Source organism: Tropicibacter alexandrii (genome assembly GCF_003667315.2).
Lineage (GTDB): Bacteria > Pseudomonadota > Alphaproteobacteria > Rhodobacterales > Rhodobacteraceae > Tropicibacter > Tropicibacter alexandrii.
In genome coordinates, this window is sequence record NZ_RCTZ02000007.1 from 155063 (window position 1) to 171618 (window position 16556).

Consider the following 16556-nt stretch of genomic DNA (forward strand, 5'->3'; position numbering starts at 1 on the left):
TGCTTGGAACCGCGCCAATATAGACCCCTTGATCGGAAATTGCGAGGTCAACTCTGCTTGACGGGCGCTCCGCCGCCGAACACGTTGCCGTTCGCATAATCGCAGGGCGCATCCTGCATCTGCAGGTGCAATCCCTCGCCGGTGAAGGGGTGGGCGCGGGCCAGATCCTCGTCTACGTCTATCCCAAGGCCGGGCGCCTGTGGGGCAGGGATGAAACCGTCTTCGATGCGGATGGTTCCCTTGATCAGCGCGTCATGGAAGGGCGTCTCGATGGTCTCGGCGATCAGCAGGTTGGGGATCGCGCAGGCCAGTTGGATATTGGCGGCCCATTCGATGGGACCTGCGTAGAGGTGCGGCGCCATCTCGGCGTTGAAGCTTTCGGCCAGCGCGGCCAGTTTGCGCGCCTCCCAGATGCCGCCCGCGCGCCCCAGCGCCGGTTGCAGGATCTTCGCCCCGCCGGTGCGCAACAGGGTGGCGAATTCAGCGCGGGTGGTCAGGCGCTCGCCGGTGGCGACCGGGATGCGGACGGCGTTTGCCACCTGCTGGAACTCCAGCAGGTTGTCCGGGGGAATGGGTTCCTCGAACCAGAGCGGGTTGTAGGGCTCGATGGCCTGTCCCAGCCGGATCGCGCCGGCGGTGGTGAACTGGCCATGGGTGCCGAAGAGCAGGTCGGCCTTGTCGCCCACGGCGGCGCGGATCGCCCGGCAGAAGGACACCGACAGCGAGATGTCGGACATGGCGGGCTGGTGCCCGCCGCGCATGGTGTATGGGCCTGCCGGGTCGAACTTGACCCCGGTATAGCCGCGCCCGATGCAGTCCAGCGCCGACTCGGCGGCCATTTCCGGGCTGACCCAGAAGTCGGGCAGCGGGTGATGCGGCAGCGGGTAGAGATAGGTATAGGCGCGCACGCGCTCGTTCATCAGCCCGCCGATCAGCGCCCAGACGGGGCGGTCGCGGGCTTTGCCGAGGATGTCCCAGCAGGCGATTTCGAGGCCCGAGAACGCGCCCATGACCGTCAGGTCGGGGCGTTGGGTGAAGCCCGACGAATAGGTGCGGCGGAACATGCGTTCGATGTTCTCGGGGTTCTCGCCCTCGAAATAGCGCTGGAAGACGTCCGAAATCACCGCGCGCATGGCGTCGGGACCGATGGAGGAGGCGTAGCATTCGCCCCAGCCGGTGATGCCGCAGGCCGTCGTCAGTTTCACGAGGATCCAGTATTGCCCGCCCCAGCCGGGGGCCGGGGGGCTGGTGACGATGATGTCGAGATCAGCGAGTTTCATCGGTGTCGTCCTTTCACATGTTTCGCCCGCGCTGCGCTTGGGCGACCGGTTGGGGGAGGCTCTGCCTCCCCCAACCCCCCTCCGCGGTATCTTCAGCCAGAAGAAGGGCTGGCGGGTCAGAAGAGGATCACGTTGCGCCGCGCGCCGCCGGTCTTCGTGTCGGCGATGGCTTCGTTGATCTGGTCCAGCGACCAGCGGCCCGAGACGAGCTCGTCGAGTTTCAGGCGGCCTTGGCGGTAGAGGTCGGCCATCCATGGGATGTCGCGGCTGATCACCACGTCGCCCATTTTCGAGCCTATCATGGATTGGCCCATGAAGGCAGGGACGACCGGTTCGTATTGCGCCATGGCACCCGAGGCGGGCATGCCGACCATGACCATCCGTCCACCCCAACCCATGTAGCGCAGGGATTGTTCGTAGGCCGGGATGGCGCCCACGGTCACGGCGACGAGGTCGGCACCGCGGCCCATGGCCTTGATCGCCTTGGCCCACGGGGCCTTGTCGGTGGCCAGCACGCCATCGGTGGCGCCGAAATCGCGGGCGATGTCGAGTTTCTCGGGGCTCATGTCGACGGCGACGATGCGGCGGGCCCCGGCGATGCGGGCGCCTTGAATGGCGTTCAGGCCGACGCCGCCCGCGCCGATCACCACGACGTCCTCGCCCGCGCGCAAGCGGCCCGCATTGACCACCGCGCCGATGCCGGTGATGACGCCGCAGGCCAGCAGACAGATGCTTTCGGCGGGCATGTCGTCGGGCATGGCGACGATCTGGGTCTGGTCGACCACGACGCGTTCGGCAAAGGCACCGCAATTCATGGCCTTGACCACGGGAGTGCCGTCGGGGCAGGTCAGGGGGCTGTCGCTGCCGGGATGCTCGCAGATCGTCGGCTTGCCGGTTGCGCAGTTCCCGCAATGGCCGCAGGACTTGATCAGGGTGACGACGACGCGCTGGCCCTCGGTGAAGCCCGTGACGCCGTTGCCGAGTTTGCTGATGCGGCCTGCGGCCTCGTGGCCGTAGACGGCCGGAAGGTCGCCGCCCCAGATGCCCTCGGCATAGCTTATGTCGGAATGGCAGATGGCCACCGCCTCCAGCGTGACCTCGACCTCGGTCTTGTCGGGCGCGCGCAGGTCCAGTTCCTGGATCTCCAATGGCGCGTTGAACGCCGTGCAGACGGCGGCCTTGATGCGTGTCATGTCCCTCTCCCTGTTTTCGGCGAGCCTGCTGTGCGTTGCGGCGCGGTGCAAGCCGGAATGCGGCGTTACGCAACGGCGTTTTGGCGCGATTGGGACAGAAACAACGCCAGCGCGATCAGGATCAGCCCGAGCGCCACGACAAAGGGCGCGCCGGCGAAGGGCGTTGTGCGCTCCGGCGCCGTGGCCCAGGCAAAGCTGGTGGTCATCAACAGCGGCGAGACGATGGTGGCGATGGCGGCGGTCGAGGTTAGGACACCTTGCAGCAGGCCCTGACGGTTGGGGCCAAGCCCTTGCGACAGCATGGCGGTGGCGGCGGGGCCGAAGCAGCCGCCAAGTGCGGCGAGCGGCACCAATGTCAGGGCCAAGGCCGTGTTCGGCACCACGGCGGTCGCGGCGAAGGCGATCGCGAGGAAGGACAGGCCGAAGATCGCCGTGCCGCGCTCGCCCATCTGGCGGATCAGCAGCCGGATCAGCCCGGCCTGCACGACAAAGCCCGACAAGCCGAAGATCGCCAGCGAGAGGCCGATCAGGCCGGCGTCCCAGCCATAGCGCGCGGTGGTGAAATAGGCCCAGACCAGCGGGTAGACCGCAAAGGCGAGGTGGTAGAGGAAGATCACCACGAGGCTGCGCGCGATGCCGGGCAGCCGCGTCAGGGCGTAGAATGCGCCGAACGGGTTGGCGCGGGACCAGTGGAACCGGTCGGCTTTTTCCGTGAGCGTTTCGGGAAAGGTCAGCAAGCCCAGCACCCAGTTCAGAGCGCACAGCCCGGCGGCGGCCCAGAAGGGCGCGCGTGTGCCCAGCTCGCCCAGCAGGCCACCCAGCAGCGGCCCGGCGATGAAGCCAAGGCCGAAGGCGGCGCCGATCAGGCCGAACCCTTGGGCGCGTTTGTCTGGCGGGGAGAGATCGGCCATGGCGGCGGATGCGGTGCTTTGCGTGGCGCTGGCGAGGCCTCCCAAAGCGCGGGCGGCGACCAGCAGGGCGATGGTGCCCGCCAGCCCCAGCAGCGCGTAATCGGCCATGACGATGGCGAGCGTGACCAGCAAGACGGGGCGGCGGCCAAAGCGGTCCGACAGGTGGCCCAGAAGCGGCGCGCAAAGGAATTGCATCACGGCGAAGATCGTCGACAGGACACCGCCCCACAGGGCGGCTTCGGACAGGCCGCCGCCCGAGACTTCGCGGATCAGGTCGGGCATGACCGGGATGATCAGGCCGATGCCCATGGCGTCGATGACGACGGTCAGAAGCAGGAAGAGGACCGGCAGCTTCATGACCGACGCGCCCCGGGCGCAGACCCGGGGCCTCTGGCCGGAGTGCGGTGGAGGTCCCGGGTCAAGCCCGGGACGGGGGGTGTCAGGTCACAGCGCATGCACGGCGGCGGCAAAGGCGCGCGCCTCTGAGGGCGCGGTCCCGAGATGCCGGGCCGGGTCAAAGAAACCTTCGGGCAGGGCGTGGGCGTCGCGGGCGATCTCCTCCAGCGGCTGGCCGTTGGTGCGGGCCTGTTTGCACAGGTCCTTGGACAGGGCCTGCGCCTCGGGGCGGGGCATGGATTTGGCCAACTCGAACGACAGCGCCTCGGCAAGGATCAGGCCGCCGGTGGCGTCCAGATGCCCGCGCATGGCGTCGGCATCGGGCGACAGGGTCTCCGCCAGCGCCTGCGCGTGGGTCATCGACGCCGCGCCGGTCAGGATCAATTGCGGCAGGGTCAGCCATTCGGTGAACCACGCCGCGCCGTCCCGTTGCCAACGGTGGAGCGTCGCGCCCTGAAGCGTGCCGAACAGGCCTTGGGCGTGATGCGCCAGCGCGACCAGCACGGACGGCGCGACCGGGTTCTGTTTCTGCGGCATGGTGGAGGACGCACCCGTGCCGCCAAGGCGGACTTCGCCAAGGTCGGATTGGGTCATCAGGGTCAGGTCCTCGCCCATCTTGCCCGTGACCAAGGCCACCTGCGCGAACCAGCCCGCGATGGCCTGCACCGGGGCGCGGTCGGTGTGCCAACTGCGCTGGGGGTCTTTCAAACCCAAAGCCTTGGCCAGACCGGCGCGGATCGCGGCCGGGTCGTCGCCCAAGGCGGACCCGGTGCCTGCCGCGCCGGACAGCGAGACCATCAGGTTCTCGCGGATGCGCGGGGCGTCCTGCAACAGGTGCAGCAGCGGCGTGCCCCATTGGGCCACCACCGCGCCAAAGCTGGTCGGTGTCGCGTGCTGGCCATAGGTGCGCGCGGCCATGGGCGTTTCGGCATGCGCCTCGGCCAGCCGGGCCAGCGCCTGCACGGTCGCCGTCAAGTGGTCCTCGGCCAGCGCGATGGCTTGGCGCAGGCGCAACATCAGGGCGGTGTCCTGTATGTCTTGCGACGTCGCCCCCCAATGCAGGTATTGTGCATGTTCGGGCGCCTGCGTCAGTTTGCGGAACTCCGCCACCAGCGCGGGCGTGCTGACGCCGTTCTGCCCCGTCGCCTCGGCCAGCCCGGCCGGGTCGATCTGCAATTCCAGCGCCGCGCGGTGGATCGCCTTTCCGGCGGTTTCCGGGATCACGCCGTGTTGGGCCTGCACCTGCGCCAGCGACCCCTCGACCAGCATCATGGCGCGAATCTCGGCAGTGTCGGAGAACAAGCGGGCGGTCTCGCCCGTGGGGAACAGCCTGTGCAGGTGGGCGGAATCGAACGGCGTGGCGGTCATCGGTCTTTGGCAATCCTGTCGAGAAGCGCGGCAAGGTCATCGGGCGCGGCGAAAAAAGGCGAATGCGAGGTGTTCAGTTCATGCCGGTCCTCGGGTGCGAACCGCCCGGCCATGACGCGCTGGAAGGCGGGGGGAATGGCGCGGTCTTCGGTGCAGATGATGTAGCTGCGCGGTAGGGTTTGCGAGCGGTCCGTCAGGTCGATGGCCGTGTTTGAGGCGGCGGTGGACTCGGCGCAGAGCCGGGGCAGGGCGTAGTCCAGCGTGCCGGGCGGGCAATCGTGATAGAACTCACCCGCCCCGCCCGAGGTGTCGAAGGTGAAGCTCAGCCGCGTGTCGGACAGGCGGATCAGCGGCACCAAGGGTTGCTCGTCGGCCTGCATCCGCATCTGCGACAGGCTGAAGCTGGGCCAAGGCGTGTAGGCGCACAGATAGACGAGGCGGTGGATCTGCGTAGGGTCGATTTCGGCCGCCTGCGTGATCGAGTAGCCGCCCATGGAATGGCCGACGACGATGGTCGGTTCGGTCAACGCATCCACAACAGCCTGACCGAAGTCGCGCAGGCTGGTCTGTTCGATATCCGCCGGGTCGTCGCCGTGGCCGGGCAGGTCGATGGCCGTGGCCTGATGCCCCCGCGCCCCCAGCGCCGGGATCACGTCGCGCCAGCACCACGCGCCATGCGACGCACCGTGGATCAGCAGGAAACGCGCCATGTCAGGCGCCTTGCGCGCGCAGGAAATCCGACAGTATTTGCGCGTATTCCTCGGGCTTTTCCACGCAGGGCAAGTGGCCCGCGCCGCGGATCAGCGCCTTTTGCGCTCCGGGGATCAGGTCGGCTGTCTCAAAGACCAGATCGGGCGGGGTCGAGCCGTCCTCGGACCCGGCAATCGCCAGCGTCGGCAGGCGCAAGCCGCTGGTGGGCGTCATGAAATCCGTCCCGGCAATCGCTGCGCCACAGCCGGTCCAGCCGGTGGGGCCGGTGCTGAGGAACATGTTGCACCAGCCGGGGAATTCGTCGCTGGCATGGAACGGCTTGGAAAACCAGCGGTCCATGGTCGGGCCGATGATCGCCTCCAGCCCGCCGTCCTCGACCAGCTTGATGCGCTCGGCCCACATGTCGCGGGTGCCGATCTTGGCCCCCGTATTCGACAGCACCATGGCGCGCACGAGGTCGAGCCGCTTGGCCGCCAGCCCCTGCGCGATCATCCCGCCAATCGACAGACCGACAAAGACCGCGTTCTTGAAGCCCACGTGATCCATCAGCTTTTCGGTGTCCGACACCAGCGCGCCCATGGAATAGGGGCCATCGGGCGTGTCCGACAGGCCGTGCCCGCGCTTGTCGAAGCGCAGGATGCGCAGGTTCGTGGGCAGAAGGGGCAGGATCTTATCCCACAGTCGGAAATCGGTGCCGAGCGAGTTGGCAAAGACCACCGGCATCCCGTCCTCGGGGCCGGTCAGGCTGTAATGGATGTGGATGTCGCCGATCTTGGCCATCTGCATGTGCTGTCCTCCCGTTTTGCGACCTGTGTAGCGCGGTGCGGCGCGGGCGGGAAGGGGCGCTGGCCGGTCTTGTCAGATCGGGCACTGGGGTGTATGGTGGTAATATGATACCGTATAGCGGTGCGCCATGACTCCGAAACTGTTGACGACCCTCAGGACGTATGATCGCGCGACCTTTCTGGCCGACGTGATTGCCGGGATCAGCGTGGCGCTTGTGGCGCTGCCCCTGAGCCTTGCCATCGCGATTGCCAGCGGCGCGCTGCCCGAGACGGGGCTTTACACGGCGATGGTCGGCGGGTTCCTGATCTCGGCGCTGGGCGGCAGCCGGGTGCAGATCGGCGGGCCGACGGGGGCGTTCATCGTCGTGGTGTTCGGCGTGATCGAGGCGCATGGCATGGACGGTCTGGTGCTGGCCACGATGATGGCGGGGGGGATCCTGCTGGTGGCCGGATTGCTGCGCGCAGGCAGCCTGATCGCCTATGTGCCAGAGCCGGTGGTGCATGGCTTTACCATCGGGATCGCAGGGATCATCGCGGTCAGCCAACTGCCGGACTTGCTGGGGCTGTCGGGAGAGCTGCCCGCAGGCGTCTTTGCGCGGCTGAAGGCCGTTTGGGCCGCGCGGGACATGGTCAACGGCGCGGCGCTCGGCGTGGGGCTGGCGGTCATGGCCCTGATCATCGCGTTGCGCCGGGCCTTTCCACGATTTCCGGGCTTGATCGTCGCCGTGGGACTCGGGTCGCTTGTCGTGGCACTGGCCGGACTGGAGGTCGATACGGTGGCGGGGCGATTTGGCGCGTTGCCGCGCAGCTTGCCGGTGCCGGCATTGCCGGAGGTGACGACCGCGCGGCTGGTCGAGCTTCTGCCCTCGGCGCTGGTGATCGCCTTTCTGGCGGGGATCGAGTCGCTGTTGTCAGCGGTGGTGGCCGATCGGATGATCGGCGGGCGGCATCGCCCCAATGCCGAAGTGCTGGCGCAGGGCGTGGCGAATCTCGGCTCGGCTCTGTTCGGCGGCCTGCCCGCAACGGGGGCGATTGCTAGGACGGCGACGAATGTGCGGGCGGGTGGCAAGACGCCGGTGGCAGGCATCGTGCATGCGCTGACGGTGGGGCTGTGCATGGCGCTGGCGGCCCCGTTGGTGGGGGCGATGGCAATGCCGGCTCTGGCGGGATTGCTGCTGCTGACCGCGTGGAACATGAGCGAGCCGGGCAAGTGGCGCGGCTATCTCGGCTTGCGCCGGTCGGACCTGTTCCTGCTGGTGCTGACGATGGTCCTGACCTTGGCGGCGGACCTGACGGTGGCCATCGGGGTCGGCGTGGCGTTGGGGCTTGCGCTGCGGCTGAGACGCCGGGCGGAGCCCGTGGACTGGGCGCCGAGGGAAAAGTAGGATGGGTTCAGACCCATCCTACCCGATGTTTCACGCGATCGCGACGAGTTCGAAGTCGAACACCAGATCCTTGCCCGCCAGCGGGTGGTTGGCGTCCAGCGTCACCTGCTCCTCGGTCACTTCGACCACGGTCACGGGCATGACCTGCCCGGTGGGCGTCTGCACCTGCAGCTGCGTGCCAAGGTCCAGCGGGATGTTGTCGGGGATCTCGGTGCGCGGCACCGATTGTATCGCCTGCGGGTTGGGCTGGCCATAGGCCTCGTCCGCCGGGATCTCGACACGCTTCTTCTCGCCGACTTCCATGCCGGGGATCGCCTTTTCGAGGCCCGGAATGATCTGGCCGGAGCCGATGGTGAATTCCAGCGGATCACGGCCATCGGAGCTGTCGAATGTCGTGCCGTCGGTGAGCGTACCAGTGTAATGAATGCGAACGGTGTCGCCGGATTTGACCTGCGTCATGGGGTTCCTTGAATGTCTGGGAAGGGAATCGAAGAGGCCGGGTCTCTCCCGGGTGCTCTGGCTCGCGCGACAGCATACGCCTGACGGGCCGGATTTGCAAACCACGGCTTTCCCCCGTGCCTTCACTGTGCCAGTCTGCGCCGCAAAAGGGAGTGGCCATGACAACGAAGCTCTGCGTTTTCGACGCCTACGGAACCCTGTTCGACGTGGCCGCCGCCGCCCGTGTCGCGGCGGCTGAACCGGGGCGCGCGGCGCTGGCCGCCGTGTGGGAACAACTGTCCGAGGATTGGCGGCGCAAGCAGCTGGAATACAGCTGGCTGCGCGCGGTGACGGGCGACTATGTCCCGTTCTGGCAGGTCACCTGCGACGGGCTCGACTGGGCGATGGACCGCGCGGGCCTGTCCGAGGACATGGAACTGCGCGAGCGCCTGCTGGCGCTCTATTGGGAACTGGCCGCCTACAAGGAGGTGCCCTTCATGCTGGCGCATCTTCAGGCGCGCGGCATGGCGACGGCGATTTTGTCCAATGGCAGCAAGGACATGCTTGAAGGGGCTGTCGACAGTTCGGGTCTGCGCACCTCCCTGCACGCGGTGTTGTCGGTCGAAGAGGTCGGCACCTTCAAGCCCGCCCGCGCGGTCTATGACCTCGTCGGGCAGCATTTCGACGTCACACCCGAAGAGGTGCTGTTCGTCTCGTCCAATGGCTGGGACGTGGCGGGCGCTGCGGCCTATGGCTTTCGCACGGTCTGGGTCAACCGCGCGGGCCTGCCCGTTGATCGCCTGATGGCCCAGCCCGCCCACATTCTGCCCGACCTGACCACCATACCGGAGCTGATCTGATGCCGCGTTTCACCACCTCTGACGGTCTGTCCCTGCACTATACCGACGAGGGCGAGGGCACCCCGCTGCTGTGCCTGTCGGGGCTGACGCGCGACGGGCGCGACTTCGACTTCGTCGCGCCGCATCTGGACGGTGTGCGGCTGATCCGGATGGATTATCGCGGGCGCGGCCAGTCCGACTGGGGGGATCACACCACCTATCAGGTCCCGGTCGAGGGGCGCGATGCGCTGGAACTGCTCGACCATCTGGGGCTGGACAAGGCGGCGATCCTCGGCACCTCGCGCGGCGGTATCATTGCCATGGTGCTGGCCGCGACGGCCAAGGACCGGCTGACCGGGGTCGCGCTGAACGATATCGGCCCGGTGATCGCCGAGGCCGGGCTGAAGGTGATCGAGGGCTATCTGGGCAAGCGCCCGCCTTGGAAAACCCTGAGCGAGGCGGTCGCCGCGCGCCGCAAGGCCATGACCGCCTTTGCCAACCTTCCCGAGGGCCGATGGGAAGCAGAGGCCGAACGGCTGTATATCGAAACCCCCGACGGGCTGGACCTGCCTTATGACGCGAAACTGCGCGAGGCGGTGCTGGGTGGCGGCGCGCAGCCCGCCCCCGATCTGTGGCCGCTCTACGATGCGCTGGCAGGGTTGCCGTTGTGCCTGATCCGGGGCGCGAATTCCGACCTTCTGGACGAAGAAACCTTTGCCGAGATGATCCGCCGTCGCCCTGACGCGGTCGTGGCCGAGGTGCCCGATCGCGGCCATATCCCGTTCCTCGACGAACCCGAGGCGCTGGCGGCGCTGACCAAATGGCTGGCGATGCTGCGGTAGAAAGCGCCCGAAATGGAAACAGTGGACCCCGCCCGGGTCCATTGTTTATCTACAATTGTTTCTTTCGGCCCCTGTGATCTGCGTCGCTAGGCGAAAACCGGGAAACGTGCTTTCCTGATTCGGGTTTTCTGCCGGGGGGCATGTGCATGTATTTGATTCTGTTGGGAACGCTATTCAATCTGTCGCTGCTTGGCTGGGCGCTGGGCGCGTTCGACGGGGATGGCGACGACTCCGACGATCGCGACGAGGGCGAAACGCTCGATATCGGCGATGATACCATCGAGATCGGGGATGACATCCTTGGCGATGACACGCCTGCGGGCGAGGACGATCCGCTATCGGGAGACGACGCCGCCGACATTCCGCTGTCTGGCGACGACGCGGCGGATGATCCGCTGACCCCGGCACCGCCGGGAAGCGCCGAGGAAACGCTGCCCGGCCCGGATGGCGACGATACGATCCCGGCTGGTGACCCCGGCGACGGCGACGACACCACAGCCGGCGGCGACGACCTGTCAGGCGATGACACCATCCTCGCCATGCAGGGCGACACCGTCACGGGTGGTGCGGGGGCGGATACCTTCTATATCGCCGGCCCGGACGAAGAGGGCCTGCTGGTGACCGATGGCTTCGGTGCCACGATCACCGATTACGAGCCGGGCATCGACCGCATCCTGACCACCTCGCACCCCGAGGGCGAGGAACACACGCCCGAGCGCGGCGCGATCTATGACTGGGACGTGCGCGAGGATGGTGTGGCCCTGACCCGCTCCGGCGGCAACGGCGGCACGACCCCGGTCGATGTCGTCTTTCTCGAAGGGCTGGAGGTGCCGCCCGAGGACAGCGATGTCGGCGTGCAACTCATCCTCGACCGCACGGTCGAAGAGACTTTCGATACCGAGGACCTTGACGATTTCTTTGACGCGCCCGCCAATTTCGTCCGCCATATCGACGGCGGGGCCGGGGCCGAGACCTTTGATTACAACACCCAGACCTCCTCGACCGACCAAGTGCTGGACGGACAGACCGGCGGCAGCGACGACACGGTCGGGTTCTTCGGGTTCCGGTCGGATGTGGACCTTGGCGAGGGCGATGATACCTATATCGGCCTGTCCGAGATCATCGCCTTGGAGGCGCCTGCGGAACAGGAGGTGTCGGCGGGCGAGGGGAATGACTTCGTCTCGGTCGCGCGCAGTCTTGTCGATATCGATGGCGGCGCGGGGGACGATTTCCTTTCGGTGACCGAGGCGCTCGGTGGCCGGATGGAAGGCGGTGCGGGCGACGATACCCTCGTGTCAAACCTGAGCGACGACACGACCGGCACGGGGCTTGCGCCGAACCTTGCCATGATCGGCGGCGCCGGGGCCGACCTGTTCCAGGTCGAGGTCGGCGACCGCACGCCCATCGTGGCCGATTACGACGAAAGCGAGGATATTCTGTCGATCGTGATGCCGTCGGGCTATGACGGGCCGGGTGAGGTGACGCTTGGCGCCTCCGCCATCGGCGGGACGGAGATCCGCGTCGACGGGATGGCCGTGGCCACCGTCTATTCTGCGATCTCCGACCCGTCGCTGGTCAATGTCATCCTGACCATGGCGGAGTGATCCGCCGCGGCTGCGCTCAGGGCAGGTTGAAGACCCGGCTGGGGTGCAATTCGCCCGACTTGTAGATTCCGACGGCGAGCGGCTTGCCATCGAGGCTGGCCCAAGCCTCGTCGCCATATTCGGCGTCCCCGGCAAAGACCATGCCCGGATTGCCATTGCCCAGCCGCACCGCGCCTTCGGGCGTGGCGCGCAATTCGGGCAGGTCGTCGAGCCCCAGTTCCAGCGGCAGCAGATGAGTGTCCAGTTCCGGGGTGCGGGCCATGGCCTCGATCTGCTCCAGCGTCAGGCCCTTTTCGGCCTCGAACGGGCCGGACCAAACGCGACGCAGCTTTTGCACATGGCCGAGGCACCCCAGCACCTCGCCCAGATCGCGCGCGATGGAGCGGACATAGCCGCCCTTGCCGCAGACCATTTCCAGCACGGCGGTGTCGGGGTCGGGCCGATCCAGCAGGATCAGGCTTTCGACCCAGAGGGGACGGGCGGCAAGGTCCATTTCTTCGCCGTCGCGGGCGCGCTTGTAGGCGCGCTCACCATCGACCTTCACCGCCGAGAATTGTGGCGGGACTTGCATGATGTCGCCGATGAAGCCGCTGAGCGCGGCCTTGATCTCGTCATCCGAGGGGCGGGCCTCGGAGCGGGCGATGACCTCGCCCTCGGCATCGTCGGTATTGGTCGCGGCGCCGAGATTGACGGTAAAGACATAGGCCTTGAGCGCGTCGGTGATGTAGGGGACGGTCTTGGTTGCCTCGCCCAAGGCTATCGCCAGCACGCCTGTCGCTTCGGGGTCGAGCGTGCCCGCATGGCCTGCCTTCTTTGCGTCCAAAGCCCAGCGGACCTTGCCGACCACCGCGGTCGAGGTCAGCCCGGCCGGTTTGTCCACCACCAGCCAACCGGAAATATCGCGACCCTTCTTGCGTGCCATGCCGTGCCTCCTGTCAAGGCGGGCCGCGTAGCAAGCCGCGCGGGGGCTGTCAATTCGACTGCGACAGGGCGACGGGTTCTGGACGCTGGAAATGCAGCAGTCCGGTCCGCCATGTCAGCCAGACCGCACCGGCGGCCCCGGCGATATTGGCGGCCAGCGCGGCGGCCAGCACGCCGCCATAGCCCAGCCCCCAGACCCCAAGCCACGCCAGTGGCACGTAGACCAGCGCGATGCGCGCCGCCGACAGCCCCATGGCGTGCACGGCCCGGTCGCGCGCGTTCAACGCCGCATTGCCGGTGACTAGGATGCCGTAACCGAAAAAGCCCAAACCGACGACGCGCAGGTATTGCGCCGCATAGGGGGCCGCGTCGCCATCATTGGCGACCAGCCGCGCCAAAGGATCGGCGAAGAGCATCAGCGCGGTGGCCAGCGCCGCGCCGTAGCCCGCACACAGGAAGAAGGTCAGCCGGGTCGCGGCCTGCGCCCGTGCAGGCCGGTCCGCGCCCCAAGCCTGACCCACGACCGGGCCAATGCCCGCCGACAGCGCCAGCATCGGCAGGACCAGCAGCGATTGCACCCGCGTCGCCGCGCCGAAACCCGCAACGGCGACTTCTCCCAGCGTGGCTACGGCGGCGGTGACGAAAGACAGGCCAAGCGGGTTGATCGCATTCGACAGCGCCGCCGGGCCGCCGATCCGCGCGATGCGGCGCAGCGATTGGCCCAAACCCTTCAGGCAGGCGCGATCCACCGACAGCCGGCCGCTGGCAATGGCAAAGACCAACAGGCCGCCAAAGCCCAAGACCCGCGCGATGCAGGTCGCGATGCCCGCACCTTCGGTGCCAAGCGCAGGCACGGGTCCCCAGCCAAAGATGAAGATCGGGTCGAGCGCGACGTTGATCACCGATTGCGAGATCATCACCGTCGCGGCGATCTGCGACTCGCCGCCGGCCCGAAAGACCGCGTTCAGCCCCATGCCCGCGACCATCGGCGCGAAGGACAGACACCACCACGGCACATAGGCCAGCACCTTGTCCAGCACGGCCCCCTCGGCGCCCATGGCGGCGAACACGAAGGGCGCGGCCAGCCAGAACGCGGTCGCGGCCACGACTGCCAGGATGGCGGCAAAGATCAGCGCTTGCAGGGCAAGCCGGGCGGATTGCGCCTCTGAGCCGCCGGTGCGGCCCAACTCTTGGCTGACGACGGCAGAGGTGCCCGCGCCCATGCCGATGGCCAACGAGGTCAGCGCGACGATGGCCGGGTAGACGAAGCCGATGGCGGCGAGATCATCGGCACCCGCGCGCGCAAGGAATGTCGCGTCTGCGAGGCCAACATAGAGCACGCCGGCGATGCCGATGGTCATAGGTGCGGAAACGCGCCACAGGGCGCGGGCGACGGGGCCCTGGGTCAGGTCTCTTTTGGCGGTGCTCATTGCCTGACAACACCGCCGCCGCGCTTGGGTTCCCGCGCGTGTCGCTGCGCGTTGCGGGGTGCAAGGCGCTTCGAAGCGCCTTGTCCAAGCGCGTTCGAACGCGCTTTCCCGCGCAGGTGGCAGATGTCACGCCCGGATCAGGGTTTGACCGAAGCCACCGAAATGCAGGCGGTGCGACGCGTCATGCGTCCAAAAGCCGGTCCAGCCCGGAGCTAGGGCGGGGTGCGTCCAGAGCAGCACCGGGCAATCGGCTGGCCGGATTTCGAAATCCGGCTCTTCACGCGTTTCGAAACGCGTGCCCAAGCCGAAGAAACCGTTGACGAGGACCGTCAGGATCAACGCGTCCTCACAGGTCATGGAGAGCGGGCACCACCTGTCCGGATGCAGATTGTCATCGCCATAGAGCCAATCCCCCTTGACCAGCACCTGTTCGGGGGCCGACGAAGCAAAATCCAATCGCCAAACACATTGGTTTTCCGTGATCAGCGGTAGGATGCCGTCGGCGTCTGGCTGCATATCCTCTGGCCGCCATATTTGGTCCTGAACGCTCCGCAAGGGACTGTTTTGGCTGTCGCTGCTGGAGAAACCGGGACCCAATGCATCCGATACGGAAATGACACGCGGCAGCGCGGCGGGCAGACCGGGGCAGGGCGCGGACGGGGGCAAGGCCGCGTCCTGCCCGGCCCAATCAAGGATCAGCGCCAGCGCGTCGTCAATGGCGCCGATCCGCAAGGCTCAGTCCCGCACCCCGGCGAAACGTTCGGCCCATTCCTCGCGCTCGGCATCGGTGATCTTGCGGAAGGTCACGTCGGGCACGGTGAAGGCATGGCCCTCTTTCAACACCTCCAGCGCGGCGGCCACGTCGGTGGGCCATTCGGCGTCGGTGGCGTGCATGGCCTCCAGCAATTCGGCGCTGGCATCGGGGATGAACGGCGCGGAGATCACCGCGTAGAGACGGATCATGTTCAGCGCGAGGCGGATTTGCATCGCGGCCTGTTCCGGATCGGTCTTGAAGGTCGACCAAGGGGCGACCTCTTGCAGATACTCGTTGCCCATGACCCAAGCGGCGCGCAGCGCGGCGGCCGCCTTGCGGATTTCGACTGCCTCCATGTGCGCTTCGTATTCGCGGATCTTGGCTGTCAGGTCGGCGATCAGCTGCTCCTCGCGTGCGCCGCGCTGGCCGCCCTCGGGGACGGCCTCCGAGAACTTCGAGCGGCAGAACTTCGTCACGCGGCTGGCAAAGTTGCCCAGCACGTCGGCGAGGTCCTTGTTGACGCCCGACTGGAACGATTCCCACGTGAATTCGCTGTCCGAGGTTTCCGGCACATGGCTCAGCAGCCACCAGCGCCAGTAATCCGCCGGAAGGATGTCCAAGGCCTGATCCATGAACACGCCGCGCCCGCGCGAGGTGCTGAACTGGCCGCCGTCATAGTTCAGGTAGTTGAAGGACTTGATGTAATCGACCAGCTTCCACGGCTCGTTCGAGCCGAGGATGGTGCAGGGGAAGGACAGGGTGTGGAAGGGGACGTTGTCCTTGCCCATGAACTGGGTGTAGCGGACATCATCCGCACCCTTGTCGGTGCGCCACCAGCGCTCCCAATCGTCGCCTTTGCCGGCCTCGACCCATTCCTGCGCGCAGGCGATGTATTCGATGGGCGCGTCGAACCAGACGTAGAAGACCTTGCCCTCCATGCCCGGCCAGTCCTGATCGCCCTTCTTGACCGGCACACCCCAGTCGAGGTCGCGGGTGATGCCGCGATCCTGCAAGCCGTCGCCGTCGTTCAGCCATTTCTTGGCAATCGAGGTGGTCAGCACCGGCCAGCCCTCGCGCGTGTCGATCCACTTTTCCAGACGGTCCTTCATGGTGGATTGGCGCAGGTACAGGTGCTTGGTCTCGCGCATTTCCAGATCGGTGGAGCCGGAAATCGTCGAATGCGGGTTGATCAGGTCGACGGGGTCGAGCTGCTTGGTGCAGTTGTCGCACTGGTCGCCGCGCGCCGATTCAAAACCGCAATTCGGGCAGGTGCCCTCGATATAGCGGTCAGGCAGGAAGCGGCCGTCGGCCTTGGAATACATCTGGGTCTCGCTGACCTCACGGATCAGGCCCTCACGCTCCAGCGCGCCCGCGAAATGCTGGGTCAGCGCATGGTTCTGCGGGCTGGACGAGCGCCCGAAATGGTCGAAAGACAGGCGGAAGCCCTTGGCGATCTCGGCCTGCACCTGATGCAGTTCGGCGCAATACTCGGCCACGGGCTTGCCCGCCTTGGCAGCGGCCAGTTCCGCAGGCGTGCCGTGTTCGTCCGTGGCGCAGAGGAACAGCACCTCGTGACCGCGCGCGCGCAGGTAGCGGGCATAGAGATCGGCGGGCAGTTGGGACCCAACCAGATTGCCCAGATGCTTGATCCCGTTGATGTACGGAATCGCGGAGGTGATGAGGTGGCGCGCCATGTGTC

Annotated in this window: 15 protein-coding genes; 4 read left to right on the forward strand and 11 right to left on the reverse strand. The window is 66.9% G+C overall.

Annotated elements, in window-relative coordinates:
• Positions 1–47: 47 nt before the first annotated feature.
• The 6 genes from D8Z78_RS11300 to pcaD all read right to left on the reverse strand — a co-directional run bounded on the left by D8Z78_RS11300 (position 48) and on the right by pcaD (position 6645).
• Complete coding sequence (locus D8Z78_RS11300; RefSeq protein WP_121630237.1) at positions 48–1280, reverse strand: mandelate racemase/muconate lactonizing enzyme family protein; 1233 nt, start codon at positions 1278–1280, stop codon at positions 48–50.
• A gap of 116 nt (positions 1281–1396) precedes the next feature.
• The gene (locus D8Z78_RS11305; RefSeq protein ID WP_121630238.1) at positions 1397–2473 is read right to left on the reverse strand and encodes an alcohol dehydrogenase catalytic domain-containing protein; all 1077 of its coding nucleotides are present in this window, start codon (positions 2471–2473) and stop codon (positions 1397–1399) included.
• A 65-nt stretch (positions 2474–2538) separates the two neighbouring features.
• Positions 2539–3741, reverse strand: a complete 1203-nt coding sequence (locus D8Z78_RS11310) for an MFS transporter (protein WP_121630239.1) — start codon at positions 3739–3741, stop codon at positions 2539–2541.
• Positions 3742–3828: 87 nt separating this feature from the next.
• A complete protein-coding gene (locus D8Z78_RS11315) occupies positions 3829–5148 on the reverse strand; it encodes a class-II fumarase/aspartase family protein (RefSeq protein WP_121630240.1) in 1320 nt (439 codons plus the stop codon).
• Entirely contained in the window at positions 5145–5858 is a 714-nt protein-coding gene (locus D8Z78_RS11320) for an alpha/beta fold hydrolase (RefSeq protein WP_121630241.1), read from the reverse strand. Before D8Z78_RS11320 ends, D8Z78_RS11315 begins: the two co-directional genes overlap by 4 nt.
• A 1-nt stretch (position 5859) precedes the next feature.
• Positions 5860–6645, reverse strand: a complete 786-nt coding sequence (pcaD, locus tag D8Z78_RS11325) for a 3-oxoadipate enol-lactonase (RefSeq protein ID WP_121630242.1) — start codon at positions 6643–6645, stop codon at positions 5860–5862.
• Between the two features lie 127 nt (positions 6646–6772).
• Between pcaD and D8Z78_RS11330 the strand changes: the two genes are divergently transcribed.
• The gene (locus D8Z78_RS11330) at positions 6773–8029 is read left to right on the forward strand and encodes a SulP family inorganic anion transporter (protein WP_121630243.1); all 1257 of its coding nucleotides are present in this window, start codon (positions 6773–6775) and stop codon (positions 8027–8029) included.
• A gap of 30 nt (positions 8030–8059) precedes the next feature.
• Here D8Z78_RS11330 and D8Z78_RS11335 read toward each other — a convergent pair whose 3' ends face one another.
• Entirely contained in the window at positions 8060–8488 is a 429-nt protein-coding gene (locus D8Z78_RS11335; RefSeq protein WP_121630244.1) for an FKBP-type peptidyl-prolyl cis-trans isomerase, read from the reverse strand.
• A 158-nt stretch (positions 8489–8646) separates the two neighbouring features.
• Here D8Z78_RS11335 and D8Z78_RS11340 point away from each other — a divergent pair, with 158 nt between their 5' ends.
• From D8Z78_RS11340 to D8Z78_RS11350, 3 genes are all read left to right on the forward strand, one after another.
• Entirely contained in the window at positions 8647–9327 is a 681-nt protein-coding gene (locus tag D8Z78_RS11340) for a haloacid dehalogenase type II (RefSeq protein ID WP_121630245.1), read from the forward strand.
• Complete coding sequence (locus tag D8Z78_RS11345) at positions 9327–10148, forward strand: alpha/beta fold hydrolase (RefSeq protein WP_121630246.1); 822 nt, start codon at positions 9327–9329, stop codon at positions 10146–10148. The genes D8Z78_RS11340 and D8Z78_RS11345 overlap by 1 nt, the downstream gene beginning before the upstream one ends.
• A 146-nt stretch (positions 10149–10294) precedes the next feature.
• Complete coding sequence (locus tag D8Z78_RS11350; protein ID WP_121630247.1) at positions 10295–11752, forward strand: ICP22 family protein; 1458 nt, start codon at positions 10295–10297, stop codon at positions 11750–11752.
• 16 nt (positions 11753–11768) lie between these two features.
• On the opposite strand, the gene truB is transcribed toward D8Z78_RS11350, so the two are convergent.
• From truB to metG, 4 genes are all read right to left on the reverse strand, one after another.
• On the reverse strand, positions 11769–12674 hold the full coding sequence (gene truB, locus D8Z78_RS11355) for a tRNA pseudouridine(55) synthase TruB (protein ID WP_121630248.1): 906 nt from the start codon (positions 12672–12674) through the stop codon (positions 11769–11771).
• A 49-nt stretch (positions 12675–12723) separates the two neighbouring features.
• Positions 12724–14034 (reverse strand): MATE family efflux transporter, encoded by a 1311-nt coding sequence (locus tag D8Z78_RS11360; protein ID WP_240672095.1) that lies wholly within the window; start codon positions 14032–14034, stop codon positions 12724–12726.
• 195 nt (positions 14035–14229) lie between these two features.
• Positions 14230–14835 (reverse strand): hypothetical protein, encoded by a 606-nt coding sequence (locus D8Z78_RS11365; RefSeq protein WP_121630250.1) that lies wholly within the window; start codon positions 14833–14835, stop codon positions 14230–14232.
• Positions 14836–14838: 3 nt separating this feature from the next.
• Positions 14839–16551, reverse strand: a complete 1713-nt coding sequence (gene metG / locus D8Z78_RS11370) for a methionine--tRNA ligase (protein WP_121630251.1) — start codon at positions 16549–16551, stop codon at positions 14839–14841.
• Positions 16552–16556 lie beyond the last annotated feature (5 nt).